Source organism: Allostigmatella hybrida (assembly GCF_020103775.1).
GTDB classification, from domain to species: Bacteria; Myxococcota; Myxococcia; order Myxococcales; family Myxococcaceae; genus Hyalangium; species Hyalangium aurantiaca.
Genome location: NZ_JAHXBH010000001.1, coordinates 1,099,285 through 1,117,769, shown reverse-complemented (window position 1 = coordinate 1,117,769; position 18,485 = coordinate 1,099,285). Strand labels below are relative to the sequence as shown.

Here is an 18,485-nt window from a genome sequence, read left to right as displayed (position 1 = left end):
GGACATGACCTCTCCCTCCCTGTCTCCTGGTCCCTCGCCTCGCTTCGCTTCCAAGCCCCGTCTTCCGTTCCTGCTGCTCGGTGTCACGCTCGCCGCCTGGATGACCGGCTGCGGGGATGATGAGGATGGGGAGCTTCCCAAGCCCATCGCCATCGCCGACGCCCGGGGCCGCGCCAATGGCGACGAGGTGACAATCCAGGGCTACGTCACGGTTCCCCCCGGCGCCTTCAACTCGGGCACGGAGGAGAATGGCTTCGCCATCCAGGACGCCACCGGCGGCATCTACGTGCAGCTCGATCAGAAGCTGAACTTCGGCCTGGGCACGCAGGTGCGCGTTCAGGGCACGATGGATGAGCAGAACAAGCTGCGCATCTTGAAGAGCCAGCCCTCGGAGATCGAACAGGTCCAGGGCACCCAGACGGTCACGCCCCGCGCGGTGCTCACCGGCGAAGTCGCCGAGCCCGTGGAGGGCCGGCTCGTGCAGGTGACCGGCAATGTCACCCGCACCTTCCAGGACGACTCGCCCTACGGCTACGAGCTCTACATCAACGATGGCTCGGGCGAGGTGCAGATCTACGTGTACCTCACCACGGGCTTCGACCGGGCCACGCTGGAGGCGCTTACCGCCGGCCAGCGCATCACCGTGGTGGGCTTCGCCGCGCAGTACGAGTCCCAGTACGAGGTCATCCCCCGGCAGCCCTCGGACCTGACGCTCAACTGAGCCCAGGCCCCCTGGTGACACCACTCACCAGTGGTGACTCGGCTTTCCCTGCTCCCAGGTGAGCCCCGTCACCACCCTGGCCACCGGAAGCACACCTTCGTGACGTAACTGCTTGAGAAGACAGGGTTTGGGCAGGCCTCAGGGCCTGGCACGCACGCTGCAATGAAGCCTTCCCGTCAAGGCTTCCTCCTCCTCTCAATCTCTCGTCCTTCCGGAGCACGTCATGGGCATCAAACTCGGTGGTGTTGGCAACCTCTTCAAGGGCGGCGGCAAGATTCCGGACTTCAAGCCCAGCGCTCCCAAGCCCCAGACCCCCAAGCCGGACGCGAAGCCCACCTTCACCCCGCGCCCGGACATCAACGGCAAGCCCCAGTCCAACAAGCCGGACTTCAAGCCCCAGACCCCCAAGCCGGACGCGAAGCCCACCTTCACCCCGCGCCCGGACATCAACGGCAAGCCCCAGTCCAACAAGCCGGACTTCAACCTGGACAGCCTCAAGCCGGGCGGGCTGAACAAGCCGGGCGGGCTGAACAAGCCGGACTTCAACCTGGACAGCCTCAAGCCGGGCGGGCTGAACAAGCCGCACGGGCTGGGCAACGGGCTGGGCAACGGGCTGGGCGGCGTGGGCGATGTCTTCGGCGGAATCGCCGAAGGTGCCGCCGGACTGGCCGGGGCCGGGCTCGATGCCGCCTCCATGCTCGGCATGATGGCGCCGCAGATGATGGCGCCCATGATGGACCCGTACGCCATGGATCCGTACGCCGCCGGTGGCCTGCCCCCGGAACTGGCCGGTGCGCCCATGATGGACCCGTACGCGGCCGGTGGCCTGCCCCCCGAGCTGGGCATGATGGGGCCGGGCCCTGCGATGGACCCGTACGCGGCCGGTGGCCTGCCCCCCGAGCTGGGCATGATGGGGCCGGGCCCTGCGATGGACCCGTACGCGGCTGGCGGCTTCGGCGGCCCCGCCCTGGACGCCAGCGGCCAGTCCGGCTCGGGCCTGAGCGCCCTGCTGGACACGGTGGCCAACGCCGTCGCCACCGTGACCCAGGTGGCCGAGGCCGTGACGAGCCTCGTGGACCAGGCCAGCGGCGCGAACGCCCTGCCCTCTCTGGCCAAGACCGTCGCCGAGGCCGTGAAGGCCCCGCAGACCCCGCAGTTCTGAGTCCAGCGCGGTCTTCCCCTCCGTCCTGCTACCGCGCGCTCAGTCGCCGCGTCGTGGGCTGGAGCATGAGCGAGCGCATCGAGCGGCAGCGTCAGCCTGTCCACCGAAGCGGGTGACGCTCACACCTGCAAGCAGCAGTCCCCAGGGGACACCGGACGCGCCGAGCGCTGTAACGCCCGGCGCGTCCGAGCTGAGTTAGAAGGAGGAGCCGTTCGCGCGCTTGCCAGCCGAGGCCGAGAGAGGCGAGAGCGTGTTGTGCAGCAGGAAGCTGCCCCCCGGCTGAGCATCCGGGCTGCGGTTCATCGACACGCCATCGGCCCCGGCCAATGCGCTGGAATAGGTGAAGGTGTCGATGACGGTGCCGACGGCGTTCTTCACGGTGACAGTGTCGCCGGCATTGCCCAGGCTGAGGCTGCCGGTGGTGGCGGCCACGGCATTGGACGTGCAGGAGCACAACGGCATACCGGAGGCCGCACCGAACACCACCAGGGCCTTGCCCGGAGCAAGCACGGTGCCGGAAGCAAACGTGTGGCGCACCTCCGTGGCGTCCCAGAGAACCCAGCCGCTGAGATCCATGGCCGTGCTGCCCGCGTTGACCAGCTCGACGAACTCGCCAGCGGTGGCCGAGCCGGGCTCGTTGGCGAGAATCTCATTGAGGATGACACGCCCGGAGGTCACGGTGAACGTGGCGTTGCTGGTATCCACGAGGTTGCCGTTCTGGGCGTCCGCGATGCGCACGAGGGCGCTCAAGGAAGTCGAGGCAGGCAGCGTCCAGGCATAGGCGCCCAAGCCGGCCGGCACGTTGGCGGCGATGAGCGCCCAGGTGGAACCGTTGTCGAGCGAATACCGGAGGTTCACTTGACTCACCCCGGAGGATGCCCAGGTGATGTTCCGGACGGAGCCCGTGGACCACTGCTCGCCGCCGTTGGGGGCGGTGACGGTCAGCGTCCCGGGAGGCACCTCCACGCAGCTGATGCCATCGCCTGAGTAGCCGGCGTTGCAGGCGCACGTGCGCGAGCCGGGGAGGTTCGTGCACGTGGCGTTCACATTGCACCCGCCGTTGTCCACCATGCACTCGTCGTTGTCGGCCATGACGTACTCCTGACTGAGGGAAGCGGAGAACGTCTGGAACGGCAGCGGCACCATCAAGTACGCGGGGGTGTACGGCTCGAGCTGCATCGAGGAGTAGGTGCCTGGAACCATGCGTACCTGGAAGCGGCCGTCGGCTCCAGACAGGGCAGACAGCTCATTCCAGCCGATGCCGCGATACATCGAGCCCCGCAGGCGCACGTTGGCCACCGGCTGGCCGCTGCTGTTGACGACCCGGCCATGGAGCTGGAGGTCCCGGACCGCCAGGTTGAGTGTGCTACTGGTGCTGAAGGGCTGGGAGAACAGCAGGGTCTGCGAGCCCGTGAAGCCGGGTGAGGTGAACTCGACGCCGACGTTGTAGGTGCCAGGGATGAACGGCAGCGCGTACATCCCGGCGGCATCCGTGGTGGCCCGATACGTGGCGGTGGAGCTCGAGGGTTCCTGGGCATAGACGGACACTCCCGCCGCGAGGCTGCCATCAGAGAATTTCACTTGCCCGGAGAGGTGGATGGCACTGCCCAGGACGAAGTCCTGCGTGGTGTTGCCCGAGAACGTCTGATTCGGAAGAGGCGTGATGACATAGGGGCCACCCGTGGGAGGCTCCAACTGCATCGAGAGGTAGGTGGCCGGAACCATGCGGACCTGGAAGCGGCCGTCGGCTCCAGACACGGGAGACAGCCCATTCCAACCGTTGTTGCGATACACCCCGCCCCGCAGGCGCACGTTGGCCACTGGCTGGCCGCTGCTGTTGACGACCCGGCCGTTGAGCTGGATGTCCTGAATCGTCAGATCGAGTGTGCTGCTGGTGCTGAAGGCCCGGGAGGGAAACACGAGCGCCGTGCCCATGAAGCCGGGTGAGGTGAACTCGACGCCGACGCTGTAGGTGCCAGGGATGAACGGCAGCGAGTACATCCCGGCTGCATCCGTGGTGGCCCGGTACATGACGCCGCCCGGGGATGTTCTGGCATAAACGGTCGCTCCCGCCGCGATGCTGCCGTCGGAGAACTTCACCTGCCCGGAGAGGTGGATGACACTGCCCAGGACGAAGTCCTGCGTGGTGTTGCCCGAGAACGTCTGATTCGGAAGAGGCGTGATGACATAGGGGCCACCCGTGGGAGGCTCCAACTGCATCGAGGAGTAGGTGCCTGGAAGCATGCGCACCTGGAAGCGGCCGTCGGCTCCAGACACGGGAGACAGCTCACGATCCGAGTCGTAGCCACCACTCAACGCCTCGCCCCACAGGCGCACGTTGGCCACCGGCTGGCCGCTGCTGTTGACGACCCGGCCGTTGAGCTGGATGTCATGGGCCGTCAGATTGAGCGTGGTGGGAGTGCTGATGGACAGTGCGGAGACCAGGGGATCCATGCCACTGAAGTTGTGGAAGGCGAAGTCGACGCCGACGTTGTAGGTGCCAGGAATCAATTGCAGCGAGTACATACCGGCTGCGTCCGCGGTGGCCCGATACGCCTGGGTGCTCGATGGCACCCTGGCGTAAACGGTCACTCCCGCCCCAATGCTGCCATCGGAGAACTTCACCTGCCCGCTCAGGGCAGCTTGTGCCCAGGCGGCGCCAGGGAGTGACACCAACACCATGGCCACGAGGACCGTCCGATAAAGGAGAGCGTGTAAAGGCATGAGGACCTTGTCGTAGAAGCGCAGCAGGGAAGGGCTTGCTTTGCCACTCCGGTCTCTCTTTGAAACCGTGAGTTCCTTGCCTTTAGACCATGAGGGTCTGACGTTCTACTCGACTCGGAGCGCTCTCGGCACCCGTGAGCACGGCGTAAGTAAGTCCTTCAGCAGGTCCGCTGCCAGCAACGTTCGGTCACGTGACCTTCGAGCCGTACACTTCGATATCGACGAGGCGCCGGCCCTTCTTTGCCTGCGCCTGCCATTGCTTCTCGAAGCCGAACCAGTCATCGCCCACCCACAAGGCCTGAGAGTAGGTGCCGGTGCGGAAGACGCCGGCGTAGCGGCGGGTCTTGCCGTCGAGCCACGTTTCCAGGTCGATCAGCCGCAGGTTCTTCTTCGCCAGTTCCTTCCACTTCGCTTCGAAGCCTTCCCAGTCGTCGCCCACCCACAGTGCCTGCTCGTCGGCGCCGGTGCGGAAGACGCCGGCGTAGCGGCGGGTCTTACCGTCGAGCCACGTTTTCAGGCTGATCAGCCGCAGGCTCTTCTTCGCCAGCTCCTTCCACTTCGCTTCGAAGCCGTCCCAGTCGTCGCCCACCCACAGCGCCTGCTCGTCGGTGCCGGTGCGGAAGACACCCCCGTAGCGGCGGGTCTTGCCGTCGAGCCACGTTTCCAGGTCAATCAGCCGCAGGTTCTTCTTCGCCAGCTCCTTCCACTTCGCCTCGAAGCCGTCCCAGTCGTCGCCCACCCACAGCGCCTGCTCGTCGGTACCGGCTTCGAAGACGCCGGTGTAGCGTTGCTTCGAGTCGACGACATACGTCTCGAAATCTGCCAGGCGCAGGTTCTTCTTCGCCAGTTCCTTCCACTTCGCCTCGAAGCCTTCCCAGTCGTCGCCCACCCACAGCGCCTGCTCTTCACGGCTGTCGGAAAACACGCCGGCATACCGGACTCCGGCGCTGGTCTCGATCAGGTGCTTGCGCGTCTTATGATGGACGGTGGTGCGGATCACCTGCAACTGCTGCGGCGACAAGGTCACCGGCGGATGGCACCTGTTGTAGTAGCTCATCAGGTTCAGGCGGTCCGGCTTGAACGTGATGCCTTCGATCTTGAAGCTCGCCGGGCCGCCGCAGAGGTCGCTGCTGACGTTGGCCGTGTAATAAGCGACGCAGCAGTCGGGCTCGGTATCGGACAGCAGGTCTCCGTCAAGTCCGGCCGCCCCCTGTTCCTTCACCAACTCGATCACCTTCTCGACTTTGGTCGTCCCCCAGCCCGGATGCGTATGAAACAGGCCGAAGTAATGACCGAACTCATGTGCAAGGACAGCGCCGGTCCCGGCGGTACCCGCGAACTTCGAGGACTGGTTGGTGATCACCACGAAGTCGATGTTCTCGTACAGCAGCTTCGCCAGGGGCGGCTGCTTCTGGCCGGTGTCGGGAGGGTACGCGAACCAGTTGTTATCGGACTTGTCCGGATCGGCGCCCCAACGCAGGAACACCGTGAGCTGGCCACGGATACCGGCCGCGACCTCGTTCGCCTCCTTCCACCACTCCCCTTTGTTGCCGTTGCTGAGCCGGTTCAGCGAGGTGCTCTTGCGTGGATGCCAGTCCTTCACCGGATCGAAGGTGAAACGCAGGTTTGCCTGCTCGAAAATATCGTTGACGGTTTCGAGCGCGCTCGCGAAAGCCTGCGGTGTGACGCTGCAGGAACGAGCGCCGTCGTCGTCGGACAAGGGAATCGCATGGATGCGGATGGTGTAGGTGACGGCCATGGTTCTGCTCCTCGTTCCTGCGCCGACACGCCGGGATGGCGCGAACACCGCCGTGCCTGCGGTGTTCGCGATGCAGTAGGTGCCGCCGTGGAGAGAACAAACCTGGCTGCGCGGGCAGTCCCGGTCCCATCCTCCCGAGACGTCTGCTAGTTTCCCAGCCGGTCTCGCCACGCGTCACAGGAGAAGCGATGAGCGCAAGCGACAGTATCGATCTGACGAGTGAGAGCTTCTTCGCCAATCCATTCCCCACGTTCGAACGGTTGCGCACCCAGCAGCCCGTCTACTTCTTCGAGCCCTACCAGTCCTTCATCCTCACGCGGGGTGCCGACATCGAGGCGGTCACCAAGAGTCCGTGTTTCTCCTCGCGGCGCGCGAACGAGATGCTCGGGGGGCTCGGGCTGCTGGGAGAGGACGAGACGTCGAAGAAGATGCTCGCCACCTGGTCACGGCTCGTCTTCTTCCAGGATCCGCCCCGCCACGCGCTGCTGCGCCAGCTCGTCATGAAGGGCTTCACGCCGGCGGTGCTCGAGCGCTTCCGCCCCCAGCTCGCGTCACTCGTGGAGCGGGCCCTGGAGAAGGGACGGCGCCAGGGGGAGATGGACGTCGTCGCGGACTTCGCGGAGCCCATCGCCATCAATGCCATCGCCGAGCTGTTCGCGCTTCCTGAAGTGGATCGGCCGCAGTTCATGCGCTGGTCGAAAGACCTGCTCAAGCCCGCAGGCGTGGGGATCGGCACGGACGAGGCGAGGAACTCCGTGCGGCGGACCTCCAACGACATGGTGGCTTACCTGACGGACCTCGTCGAGAAGCGCCGTGCGGCACCCGGCGAGGATCTCGTCAGCCAGCTCATCGCGGGGGAGGACGGCAATCCCCAGCTCGCGGGGGAGGCCGTCATCCAGTCCTTCCAGATGATCGGCGCGGGCTTCGTCACGTCGACGAACCAGATCACCAACACGGTCCTCGCGCTCCTCAAGCACCCCGAGCCGCTGCGCGCGTTGAGGCAGGACACGGGCCTCACCCGGGGTGCCATCGAAGAGAGCTTGCGCCATGAGCCGGCCATCCTGTCCATCAACCGGCTGTGCGTGGAGGACACGGCGCTGAACGGCACGAGGATCCCCAAGGGGCGGTTCGTCTACGCGATGGCCGCCGCGGCCAACCGCGATCCCGCCGTGTTCCCCGACCCGGATCGCTTCGACATCACCCGGACGGCCAACCGGCATATGACCTTTGGGGTCGGCGCCCACTACTGCCCCGGCGCCTCTCTCGTGCGTCTCGAGGTCGAGGAGGCCCTGCGCGCCCTGCTCACGCTTCCGCGCTGGGAGCTCGCTGGCAGGCCCTACGACTACCAGGGCTCCAACTTCCAGGATCGTGGGCCCAGCTCGCTGCACGTGCGCTTCCCGAGCGCCTGAGTCACTGCCGCTCGTACGCCACCATGCCGCCGCCAGGGGATTGACCTGGCCAAAGGGGCTCCGGCCCCTCGAGGCCTCTTGCTAGATTTGCCCCATGCGCATGGTTTCTTTTTTGGCCTGCATTCTCATCGGCACCGCAGCGCGCGCCGAGGCTCCCGTAGCGGCGGAGGCTCCGTCCAAAGTGTCCCGCGCCCTGGAGAAGTCGCTGGGCAAGCCCTTGCGGGTGGCTGGCGAGGAGGGCTTCGTGGAGGGGCGGCTGTTGGAGACGAGCGCCCAGTTCCTCACGCTCGACGCGGGGGTGTCTGAGTCCCAGCGAGAGCTGTTTCCGCTGTCCAGTGTCCGGGAGCTTTACGTCCGGGGGCGCCATGCGGGAACGGGGGCGGCCATCGGTGCCGTGCCCGGCTTTCTGACAGGCGTCATCGTCGGCATGTACGTGTGCCGCATCGCGGATGACTCCACGACGGATTCATGCCTTCCGGTGAGTGGCCTGGCCGGCGTCGGGGGGGCCCTCGTGACGGCGGGGTTGGGCGCGCTCATCGGAAGCCTCATTCCCAGTTGGGACAAGGTGTACGAGCGCGTGCTGGATGGTCCGCTCCTCCTTCCCCCGCTGCGAGCGCCGGAGAAGGACTGGGTGGAAACCGCCGAGGGGCAAGCGTGGCCCGTCACCGGGCAGCTCGGCCTGTTCGTCTCCAATGTCCTCACCATCGCCGAGCCCGCGGATGCCCTCGGACTGGGCGCCCGCGTCGAGGGACTCGTGCAGCTTGGCCGCTATGTCGCCCTGGGGCCCGAGGTGGCCTTTCATCATCTGTTCGAGAGCCTGGATGGGCAGCCACTGAACTCGGCCTTGTTCTCCTTTGGCGTGCTGATGCGCGCCACCCCCCGCCCCTCTGCCCTCACGCCTTCACTCCTGGTGGGCTTCTCCGCACATACGCAGGGGCAGCCCGTGACCTACTCCGTGGGGGCCGGCCTGGACTGGAGGCCCGCCAACGGGGCAACGTTCGCGCTCGAGCTGCGGTGGCATCAGTTCAACGTGCCCTGGAAGGATGGAAGGCAGCTCACCCTGGGTTTTGGCACCCGCTTCTTCCTGTAGTCCGAGGTCCATGCCCATGAGCACTCCGAAAATGGGGCCCAAGCCCCTCCCTCGGCTGCTGTCCCGGTAGCTCAGGAAGCCGGTGGAACAGAGGCCCGCGGAAGCCGGACCGTGAAGGTGGAGCCCTCGCCTTCGACGCTCTCGACCGAGAGCGTCCCGTGGTGCGCCGCGACGATGCGCGAGCAGACGAAGAGGCCGATGCCAAGCCCTTGCAGGTGACGCGCGTTCGAGGCCCGCTCGAATGCCTTGAAGACGTGCGGAAGCTCTTCGCGCCGGATTCCAATGCCTCGGTCTCGCACGTGGAGCAGCGCCCAGCCTTCCTCCTGGACCACCCGGACGTCGATCGGCTTCCCGGCGCCGTACTTCCGGGCATTCTCCACGAGATTCAGCACGACCTGCTCGATGCGCTGCGGATCCCACGTCCCGACGACGTCCTCCGCCACGTCCACCTGGAGCGGCGGCGCATTCGCCGTGGCGCTCTCGAAGGGCAGGAGCACCTCGCGCACCAGGGCGCCCAGGTTCAACGGACGGGGGGTCAGCTCGAGCTGCTGGGCCTGGATCCGGGACAGGTCCAGCATCTGCTCCACCAGGCGGATCAGCCGGTCGATGTGCTTGTCGCTGTCCGCCAGCAGGCGCTGAATGGAGTCGGGCGACAGCGTCTTTCCATTCGCCAAGGCACGCTGCCGGGCCTGATTCATCAGCTTCAGAGACGTCAGCGGCGTGCGCAGCTCATGCGAGGCGATGGAGAGAAACTCCTCCCGGGCGCGGACCGCCTCATGCAGCAGGGCCTGCGTCTTCCGGAGCTCGGCCTCCACGCGCTGCTGACGGAGGATGGTGTCCTCCTGACGGAGCCGTTGCACGGCTCCCGCGAGCACGCCAGAGGCAATCCGGGCAAGGCGCACGTCCGCATCGCTGAAGACCGCGCCGGCCGCGCCGGAAAACCAGAGCACGCCGAGGTTCGAGCCGTTCGCCACCAGGGGGACGAACAGCTCCGTGCCTTGCCCGTGCGGCTGCACGCGAAAGCTGGCCGCATCGAGCGCATCCTGCACGCGGGTGCGCTCCGGCTCGGGCAGCTCGCTCACCCGCGAGCGCACCGTACCCTCCGCACCTCCGAGGAGCGCGACCGCGCCCCCCTCCGAATCCTCTTTCAGGACCAGCGCACAGCGGCGGAAATCGAGGACCCAGGACAGACGGCTGAAGACGATGCGTGGAAGTGCCTCGAGCGCCGTCACGCCCGCGCAATCCGTCAGCACCTCGAGCAGCAGGTCCTGACGCTGCAGAATGTCCATGCTCGCCATCGTCTAGCGCTTACGCCTTTTCGAACATCTTGTCCGGGGGAACCTTGAGCGCCTCGGCCATCGTGTTGAGGTAGACCGCGAGCCCGGCCATCGACACGGTCTCGACCAGCTCGGCCTGGGAGAACCCCTGTCCGCGCAAGGTCTCGTAGTCCGCCTCGGTGAGCGCCTGCGGATTCATGGCACAGCGCACTCCGAACTCCAGCAGGCGCCGTGTCTTCACCGGCATGATGTCCGAGACATTCGATACCAACAGGTCGAGCGTCGACTCGTCGATGCCCAGGGAACGGCAGCACGCGAGGTGCGCGGCCTCGCAGTACTTGCACCCCCGCGCATGGGAGACGGCGACGAAGAGCATCTCCTTCACCGTCCGGGGAAGAACGCCTTGCAGGAGGACGTGCTTCACGATCTCCAGCGTCCCGGCGGCGGCGGCGTACGAGTGACCCAAGACCTTGATGAAATCAGGGGGGGCCGGGAAACCCATTCCCGTCTGGAAGGCTTGGTAGATGGAGATGACTTCAGGGGTGGCGCGGTCGGCATCGAGGAGCGGGACGTTGGACATGGTGGTGAGCCTCGGGCTGCGGCCATTATGACACTGTCCACCTGCAGGAGGGCGAGCGGTGGCCCTCGGCCACGGGCGGCCCCTGTTGATCCAGGACAGCTCCGCGCCCAGACGTTCACTTCTGACCAGGACGCCCAAGGTCCTGGGCATCCGCGAAAGAACCGCTAGCCTCTGAAGGACTCACAACCGGGAGGATGCATGCGCGGACTTGTCGGAGCGGTACTGGCCTTGGGGTTGCTCGTGGGATGTGGCGGAGCCGAGGGGGACACGGGCGGCGAGAAGGCCGAAGTCGAGGCGATGGCGCTGTGTTCGGATTGCAGCTGGCTCTACGTGCGGTGCATGTCGCGCGCGCAGACCCCTGAGGCCAAGCAGAACTGTGAATACGCCCGCATGGACTGCGAGGCGACCTGGTGCACCTCGGCCGCGCCCGCTCCGGGCGAAGCCCAGTAGACGCCTCTCACAAGGCGGGCTTGGCGGGCGCCGGTCACGCCCGCCGCGAGGGCCTGCTGGGCGCCAAGCACCAGCGTGAGAACCCATGGGGACCGGAGCCGCCTTACGTGAGGCTCGCCAGATAGGCCTTCGTCAGCCCCTCGAACTCCTCCATCGCGGGCAACGACTCGAAGCTGTGCACCGCGGGGGTCGACGCCCACGGCAGCTTCTCGCGGGTCCAGGTCTCGATGAAGGGCGTGAACCAGCGGGGGTCATCGAGCATCGTCGGGCGCAGGTTGACGAACCAGTCCATCCCGTTGGGCCGCGTGAACATCCACGTCATGCAGTACCCACAGAAGAAGTGCCGGTGCTCCCCGTGGAGCCCACCGATGACGGGCTCGCCCTGGAGGATCTCGAACCCCGAGCTCGGAATCGCCGCGCTCAGGGAATACGCGCTGGAGGACATCCGCTGGCAGCCCGTGCAATGGCACGCCATCGTCAGCAACGGCATGGCATTCACGCGGATCCGGACCTGCCCACAGCGGCATCCACCTTCCCATGGAAGCTTCCAATTGCTCATCTCTGCCCTCTCCTTCCGCCCACATCGAGTGGAGTCATGGCGGCCGGGGCATCTTGACGAAGACAATCTCTGCGTGCATCTTGTCCTTCATGAAGTTCAGCCAGCACACGACGCGCACCACCACTCCCCGCACCGGCGGGCGAGCGGCCGTGCGCACGTGAGCTGAGCGCGCGGACACCGCAGCCCCGCCGGGTCATCCGGACTGGGGCGCACCGCGCGAATCGCTTCAACCCCGCTCCGGACCGGCTTTCCCCAACACACGGAGACGGACATGTTGAGCGAACACGATCATCGCGCCTTGGGCGACCGCTTGGACCTCTTCCACCTGCAGGAGGAGGCCCCTGGCATGGTGTTCTGGCACCCCCGCGGCTTCATCCTGTACCAGCTCTTGGAGGAGCGGGTCCGCCGCGAGCTGGCCTCGGGCGGTTACCGCGAGGTGAGAACGCCGCAGGTGCTCGGCCAGCGCATCTGGGAGAGCAGTGGCCATTGGCAGAACTTCCGAAGCGGCATGTTCGTGCTGGATGACGGCGAGCGCCCCTTCGCGATGAAGCCCGTGAGCTGCCCAGGGCACATCCAGCTCTTCCAGCGGCAGGCCCCCTCCTTCCGCGCCCTGCCCTTGCGGCTGGCGGAGTTCGGGCTCGTTCACCGCAACGAGTCCTCGGGCGCGCTGCACGGCCTGTTCCGCCTGCGGCAGTTCACGCAGGACGATGGCCACATCTTCTGCCAGGAGGAGCAGGTGGCCGACGAGGTGGCCGCCTTCTGCCAGTCGTTGCGCACGTTCTACCGGGAGTTCGGCTTCGAAGAGGTCCAGGTGGCCTTCAGCAGCCGGCCCGCCCAGCGCGCCGGGGATGACCTGCTCTGGGACCGGGCCGAGGCCGCGCTGCTCGAAGCCGCGGGGCGCGTGGGGCTCGACTGCCGGATGCAACCCGGCGAGGGCGCGTTCTACGGCCCCAAGCTGGAGTTCATCCTGAAGGACCGGTCCGGCCGCGACTGGCAATGCGGGACGATCCAGCTCGACTTCGTCCTGCCCGAGCGCTTTGACCTGCACTACGTGGACTCGGGAGGTGAGAAGCGGCGCCCCGCCATGCTGCACCGGGCCATCTTCGGCAGCGTGGAGCGGTTCCTGGGCATCCTGCTGGAACACCACCAGGGCGCGCTGCCCGCGTGGCTCGCGCCCGAGCAGGTCCGCGTGCTTCCGGTGAGCGGGGACTCGCAGGCCTACGCCGCCGAGGTGCAAGCGCAGCTCTCGGCCTCGGGCCTCCGCGTCCAGTCGGACGTGCGGAGCGAGACGCTGTCCCGGCGCATCCTTGAGGCCCACCATGACGGCGTGCCCTACGTCGCCCTGGTGGGTGGCCGGGAAAGGGCCAGCCGCTCCCTCCAGCTGAGGGAGCGGAGCGGGGCCCAGCGGAACATCCCGCTGGCGTCAGCGGCCGCCGAGCTTGCCTCGGCGTGCCGGGCCCCCTGACGCCTGGGGGCAGCGGCTTACTTGTTCAGCTCCCCCGAGCCGGAGACCTTGGGCATGACGTCCACGGCCGGCTCGGCGGGAGCATTCAACGGCCGCAGCCCCACGCCCGTGGGCAGCCAGGTCTCCCGGAAGGACGCCGTTCCGAGCGAGGAGGCCCGGACCACCAGGGCGGTGGACACCTCCACCATCACATGGTCATCCACCCGCATCGTCTCCGCGCTGGCCCGGACCGCCTCCTGCCCGCCCAGCACCGCGTCCGCGCTCGCGTCGTCCAGCACATAGACGAAGGTGCGGAAGGGGCTGGGAGCCAGGGTGGGGCTTGGGTTCAGCGACTCGCCCTTGCCCTCCAGCCGGCGCTTGGGCAGCCCCGCTCCGGGACACCCCAGTTGCATCCGCACCGGGGCCCGGCGGTAGCGCGCCACGTCCCAGTCGGGATGGCCGCCCTCCAGGGCCGCCACATCCGCCTGAAGCCGACGCAGCACCTCTTCCCCCCGGTCCGCCAGCCCGGGGGCCAGTTCCACGCAGAGCTGGAGCGCCTGGCGCTCGGACACCAGCAGCCCGCCCTCGAACACCACGTGGGAGTGCCCGGATGCCTCCGGAACCTCCTCCTCCCCCGCGCACCGGACGCCCAGACCGAGGACGCCCAGCATCGCCGTCACGTGAACCCACTCCCGCATCGACACTTTCTTCATGGCTCGATTCCTTTCCGCGGGCTCAGTTGCGGCGGTCCTGGATCTTCGTCACGGACGCGAAGTCATTGGAGGTGGGGTGCCAGACGGGGTCCCAGCACCCGTAGTTGGAGTACAGGTCGTTGTGCATGACGCTGTGTGAGCAGTCATTTGGGCCACTGGGATCCTTCAGCCCGAGGACGTGGCCGGTCTCGTGGTTGATGAACTTGCGCGCGCGGGTCACATCCGTACTGAGGTGCTGCGCCTTGAGATGGGCATACGCCCACTTGAAGTGGGTATGCCCATTCACGGGATCCACCGCCGGGTTGGTCTGGACGACGCAGCTGTACAGGTCCCCGCCGCAGACCGAGGCCCAGGAATCGGCGATCTGGTATTCGATCGCGATGGTGCCGCGGGTGGCCGAGTCATACTGATTGCAGAACTTGGCGGCACGCCACAGGTCGACGCGCCACGAGCCCGTGCCATCCCAGATCTGACTCGCCGCCAGTTTCGCGAGCGTCTCCTCGATGAGGTTCGCCATCTGGGTGGCGTTGACGGCCGACGTGAGCGGCAGGATGCAGTACTGCTCGTCCTGAGGGCCCGGCGTGGTGCTCGTTCCGTCGTTGCCGTGAATCGTGGACAGGTGGACCTGATACGAGCCGTTGTGCGAGTGCGACGCCTGGGCCTGGGGCACGTGCCGCCAGGCCACGAAGGACAGCACCGACACCCAGCCCAGGGCAATCCAGCGGGGCAGTCGCCGGTGAGACGGGGACTCTTTGTGTGAAGGGGAGTTCATGGGGTTTTCTCCAGGCAAAACGCTAGGGGGCGAAGCCGTCCAGGATGGCCTTCAGCTCGCGGATGGACTCCAGGGCCTCGGCGCGGTTGGGCGCATAGCGGGCCGTCTCCGTCCAGCCCGTGCCGTAGCACCAGTAAATGCTGCCGTTGATGCAGTCGCCGGTGACGAAGGGCTCCTGCAGGGTGATGCCCACGGCGTGGTTGCGCAGCAGCCAGGACTTCCGCAGGTCCCCCGTGGAGTTGACGATGCCGTTGTACGTCGAGGATCCCGTGGCGAAGCCCGCCTGGTTCGCCGTGGCCCCCAGCACCTGGGCCTCGGTCAGGGATTTGTGAATGGACGCCGAGGTGCTCTGCGCCTGCGCCAGGGTGAGGATGTTCGGCACCTGGACGCCCGAGAGCCCCACCTGCCACGCCCGGCCCGGTGCGCAGGTGGCCAGGGGCTCGATGCGCGTGTCCCCCGACGCGGTGTTGCAGTTGGAGTAGACGAACGGGTTGGACAAGCCCAGCACGCCCTCCTTGAGGGACCACCATGCCACGCGCGAGGCCACGGTGAGGCGCGCCTCCCGGTCTCCCAGCAGCTTGGGGACCGAGTAGGTGGCGATCCACTTCACCCACTGCTCCTGCGTGCTGGTGAGCGCGTAGCCGTTCACCCACAGGCCCTGCAGCACGGTCCAGTAGTCCCCGTGCGTCCAGCCCACGGTGCCCTGGTAGTTCACCTTGTAGAATCCGCCGCTCGCCACGGGCTCCATCACGGTGGCGGTCTGTCCCGCGGGCACCGTCAGCAGAACGCCGTACGAGGTGCCAGCACCAGAGCGGAGGTTCACCCCCTCCAAGGCCCGCACCGTGGCACCGCGGGTGGCGCCACTGATGACGGCCTGGGTGTTCTGCTCCCAGCCCTCCGCCGCCAGGTCCGGGGCGTCTACCGCCATCTCCGGGCCACACCCGGTCATCACGGCAGCCACCAGCAACGGCAGCCACCCACCTGTGTCTTGGACTCTCACGCTGGAACTCCTGGGGCAAGGGGCCTGGCGCCATTGGCGCAAACCCATTCCTGTTCCTGCCTACCAGTCAATTCCAGAATTTCAAGACAAGCAAGCCCCCTGCTCCAGAAGGCTTGCTCGGCCAGGAGAGGTTCACCGCCGGGGGCGGCGGGCTCCCCGCTCCCGCTTCCCCGGACGCCCGCCCTGGCTCGGCTTGCCACCCCGGGCAGGGCCCCGGCCGCCACCGCCCTGCTTCCGGGGCCCCCCTCCTCCGGGCCGGGGGCGGGGGCTGTGCCGGGCCTCGAGCTCCTCGGGCATCCACGGCATGTCGAGCAGCTCTTGCAGCTCGAGCAGCGTCTCGGCCCGCAAGGTGCCGCGCTGGCCGCGGCTCACCATGAAGCGCAGGGGCCGGTCGAGCACCGGAAGTTCCTCCTCCACGAGCGTGCGCGCCAGCTTCTCCGGAAGGTGGAGCCGCACCACGCCCTGTGGCGAGCCCGAATCCTCGGCTTCCACCTCGTAGCTCAGCGGCACCTCGCGCTCGCGCAAGTACACCGCGTCCGGCAAGGCCAGCAGCGCCTCACGCTCCTCGCGAGGCACCCAGGTGCCCAGGCCGAGTTCCAGCGGACGCGACAGGAACTCGTCCATCGTGGAGATGCCCTGGAGACGGGCCTCGTAGAGGGCCGTCAGCTCCGGCACCCCGAGCTTCGCCGTGCGTCCCCCGGAGCGGCGCCAGAGCTCGCGCACCTGCATGATGGCCGCCTGGTTGCGGCGAACCGCTGGGTGGCGGGTCTCGCCCCGGGCCAGCGCATCCGCCAGCGCCCGCCGCGCGCTGTCCATCTGCTCGGGCCCCCAGGCGCGGAGCACTTCGACTTCGTGCTCCAACTTGAAGCCGGAGTGCTCCAGGGTCCACTCCCGGATGAGCGCCCGGTACTCCGGCCCGTAGACCAGCTCCGGGTTCGTGCGGCGCGCGAACTTTCGCAGCAGCCCCATGGGCACCTGGGTGCCTTCGATGGCCGCCCGGGTGGTGCCCTGCCGGTCCGCGAAATACCGGAGCGTCCCGGCGACCGCTCCCAGGCTTCCGCACATGCTGGTCTTCGAGACCCGGGCCTCGTCGCCCCAGGACGTCTGCTCGTCGATGACGAGCGCAAACGGCATGTAGCGCGCGAGCAGCTCGGCGAAGCGGCGGAGGACCCGGTCTCCGGCGAAGGGCATCCGGCCCGGCAGGTCCACCCCCACGCTCCGGTAGATGCTGGCCATGGCCAGGGCCGCGTCCTCCACCGCCTTGATCAGCACCCCACGCCGCTCCGCCCACGCCTCCATCTTCTCTGTCTGGAACACGTGGCGCGCCAGGCCGTGCACCTCGCCGATGGCGCCCGCCTCGCGGTACGCCTCCGCGTAGAGGTTGTAGGCCGTGAGGTGATCGCTCCCGGGAACGCGCAGTCCCTCCAGGGAGTGCTCCTCCCGCAGCATGCGGTGGAGCGATTCGATGGCGCTGCACACCGAGAGGAAGGGCAGCAGCGCATCCTCCGCGTTGACGATGAGCTCCGCCCACGCGCGCTCCACGGGCAGCGCCTCGACCGCGCGGCCGTACGGGGAGAGCTTCCCCTCCGCGTCGATGATGTAGCGCGCTTGCAGGTGCTGGAACGCCCGCCGGTAGGCGATGCGGTCCAGGGGCACGGGTAGGTCCAGCTCATCGGCCCTCACGCCCAGGGCGGCGGCCGTGAGCGCCACCCGCTCCGAGTCCCCCGCGAGCTGGAAGTCCGGCTCCGTGGGCTTCAGCGAGAAGAAGTCGATGTCGCGGTCGCTCAGGATGAAGACGCGCCCCCCCTCCACGCGGCCATGCACACGCCCCGCCATCTGGAGGATCTCGTTGTTTCCCAGGTGGACCCGCGTGAGCACGTTGCGTCCCCGCTCGACGAGGTTGGCGAAGCGCGTGTCATCGATGATGACCGTGTCGAGCCCCGGGACGTTGAGCGCGCTCTGGCCTGCGGCGGTCATCGCGAGGAGGAACGGCCGGGACTCCGTCCCTTCGAGGAACGGCCGGATGGCGCGGATGGGCTCCCCGCCGTGGTAGTACGCCGCGTTGATGCGGGGAGCGAGCGCGCGCACGTGCGCGGCCGCCTGCTCCACGGACGCCCGCGTGGGCAGGAAGATGCCGACGCCGCGCCGCTCCCGCGTCACCGTCTGAAGAAAGGTCTCGTCGAGGAACGCCAGGGGCTCTTTGCGCTCGACCCGCACCGTGGCCACCTTCTCCGCGTCGAACGCTTGGACCTGGAGCACGTTGGCGCTGTTCAGGTAGCGCGCGTAGAGCGCCGGATCCACCGTGGCCGATAGCCAGATGAAGCGGCAGCCCACCCGCTTGCCAAGCGCCAGGCAGAGCTCGAGCTCCGCCGAGGTCTGGTGGATCTCATCGATGATGAGCGTGTCCCGGGGCAGGATGTCGCCATTCTGGAACCAGCGCCGGGCGATGCCGGTCGTCACGATGATGACGTTCCAGGAAGGGGTGTCGGCCGTCGCCTCGCGCTCGCGGTTGATGACCCCCACCCGGAGCGGCACCTCGCCCCCGGCGCCCACGGCCTCCTCGGCGATGAGCCGGATGGCGAGCGTCTTGCCCGTCCCCGTGCCGGCCACGATGCCAAAGCCCTTCCGGGCCCGCGCCAGCTCGCGGACCTGCGGCCCATGGTGCTTTTCGAGGTAGGTGGCGAGCCGCAGCCCCATGGCCAGCTCGATGGTCTCGCACGCGGCGCGCGTGGGGGCGATGACGATGACGCGCCCTCCCGGCGGCGCGGAGGCGGCGAAGGCGGCTTGGGAGGGCGGAAGGTACCGGTCGGACGGGGTGCGCACGG

The 18,485-nt window shown here is 67.6% G+C and carries 15 protein-coding genes; 6 read left to right on the top strand and 9 right to left on the bottom strand.

Features of this window, described 5'->3' with window-relative positions:
• The first annotated feature begins 4 nt into the window (after positions 1-4).
• Positions 5-721 (top strand): DUF5689 domain-containing protein, encoded by a 717-nt coding sequence (locus KY661_RS04515; protein ID WP_225409002.1) that lies wholly within the window; start codon positions 5-7, stop codon positions 719-721.
• Positions 722-944: 223 nt separating this feature from the next.
• A complete protein-coding gene (locus KY661_RS04510; RefSeq protein WP_225409001.1) occupies positions 945-1,883 on the top strand; it encodes a PspC family transcriptional regulator in 939 nt (312 codons plus the stop codon).
• 195 nt (positions 1,884-2,078) lie between these two features.
• Here KY661_RS04510 and KY661_RS04505 read toward each other — a convergent pair whose 3' ends face one another.
• Together KY661_RS04505 and KY661_RS04500 are read right to left on the bottom strand one after the other, a co-directional pair.
• On the bottom strand, positions 2,079-4,409 hold the full coding sequence (locus KY661_RS04505) for a carboxypeptidase regulatory-like domain-containing protein (RefSeq protein ID WP_225409000.1): 2,331 nt from the start codon (positions 4,407-4,409) through the stop codon (positions 2,079-2,081).
• Positions 4,410-4,794: 385 nt separating this feature from the next.
• The gene (locus KY661_RS04500; RefSeq protein ID WP_225408999.1) at positions 4,795-6,366 is read right to left on the bottom strand and encodes a zinc metalloprotease; all 1,572 of its coding nucleotides are present in this window, start codon (positions 6,364-6,366) and stop codon (positions 4,795-4,797) included.
• Positions 6,367-6,554: 188 nt separating this feature from the next.
• On the opposite strand from KY661_RS04500, the gene KY661_RS04495 reads away from it, so the two are divergent.
• Together KY661_RS04495 and KY661_RS04490 are read left to right on the top strand one after the other, a co-directional pair.
• Positions 6,555-7,775: a cytochrome P450 gene (locus tag KY661_RS04495; RefSeq protein ID WP_225408998.1), complete on the top strand. Its 1,221-nt coding sequence runs from the start codon at positions 6,555-6,557 to the stop codon at positions 7,773-7,775.
• A gap of 181 nt (positions 7,776-7,956) precedes the next feature.
• Entirely contained in the window at positions 7,957-8,865 is a 909-nt protein-coding gene (locus KY661_RS04490; protein ID WP_225408997.1) for a hypothetical protein, read from the top strand.
• Positions 8,866-8,936: 71 nt separating this feature from the next.
• Here KY661_RS04490 and KY661_RS04485 read toward each other — a convergent pair whose 3' ends face one another.
• Both KY661_RS04485 and KY661_RS04480 read right to left on the bottom strand, forming a co-directional pair.
• Positions 8,937-10,154, bottom strand: coding sequence for a sensor histidine kinase (locus tag KY661_RS04485; protein ID WP_225408996.1), 1,218 nt, complete (start codon positions 10,152-10,154; stop codon positions 8,937-8,939).
• Between the two features lie 19 nt (positions 10,155-10,173).
• A complete protein-coding gene (locus KY661_RS04480) occupies positions 10,174-10,722 on the bottom strand; it encodes a carboxymuconolactone decarboxylase family protein (protein ID WP_225408995.1) in 549 nt (182 codons plus the stop codon).
• A gap of 198 nt (positions 10,723-10,920) precedes the next feature.
• On the opposite strand from KY661_RS04480, the gene KY661_RS04475 reads away from it, so the two are divergent.
• Positions 10,921-11,172, top strand: coding sequence for a hypothetical protein (locus KY661_RS04475; protein WP_225408994.1), 252 nt, complete (start codon positions 10,921-10,923; stop codon positions 11,170-11,172).
• A 103-nt stretch (positions 11,173-11,275) separates the two neighbouring features.
• On the opposite strand, the gene KY661_RS04470 is transcribed toward KY661_RS04475, so the two are convergent.
• Complete coding sequence (locus tag KY661_RS04470) at positions 11,276-11,731, bottom strand: GFA family protein (RefSeq protein ID WP_225408993.1); 456 nt, start codon at positions 11,729-11,731, stop codon at positions 11,276-11,278.
• A 271-nt stretch (positions 11,732-12,002) separates the two neighbouring features.
• Here KY661_RS04470 and thrS point away from each other — a divergent pair, with 271 nt between their 5' ends.
• Positions 12,003-13,196 carry a threonine--tRNA ligase gene (gene thrS, locus KY661_RS04465; RefSeq protein WP_225408992.1) on the top strand — a complete coding sequence of 398 codons (1,194 nt, stop codon included), beginning with the start codon at positions 12,003-12,005 and terminating at the stop codon, positions 13,194-13,196.
• A gap of 17 nt (positions 13,197-13,213) precedes the next feature.
• On the opposite strand, the gene KY661_RS04460 is transcribed toward thrS, so the two are convergent.
• The 4 genes from KY661_RS04460 to KY661_RS04445 all read right to left on the bottom strand — a co-directional run bounded on the left by KY661_RS04460 (position 13,214) and on the right by KY661_RS04445 (position 18,483).
• A complete protein-coding gene (locus tag KY661_RS04460; RefSeq protein WP_225408991.1) occupies positions 13,214-13,888 on the bottom strand; it encodes a hypothetical protein in 675 nt (224 codons plus the stop codon).
• A gap of 22 nt (positions 13,889-13,910) precedes the next feature.
• Complete coding sequence (locus KY661_RS04455; protein ID WP_225408990.1) at positions 13,911-14,660, bottom strand: hypothetical protein; 750 nt, start codon at positions 14,658-14,660, stop codon at positions 13,911-13,913.
• Positions 14,661-14,682: 22 nt separating this feature from the next.
• Positions 14,683-15,660: an SH3 domain-containing protein gene (locus KY661_RS04450; protein ID WP_225408989.1), complete on the bottom strand. Its 978-nt coding sequence runs from the start codon at positions 15,658-15,660 to the stop codon at positions 14,683-14,685.
• Between the two features lie 132 nt (positions 15,661-15,792).
• Positions 15,793-18,483, bottom strand: coding sequence for a DEAD/DEAH box helicase (locus KY661_RS04445; RefSeq protein ID WP_225408988.1), 2,691 nt, complete (start codon positions 18,481-18,483; stop codon positions 15,793-15,795).
• Positions 18,484-18,485 lie beyond the last annotated feature (2 nt).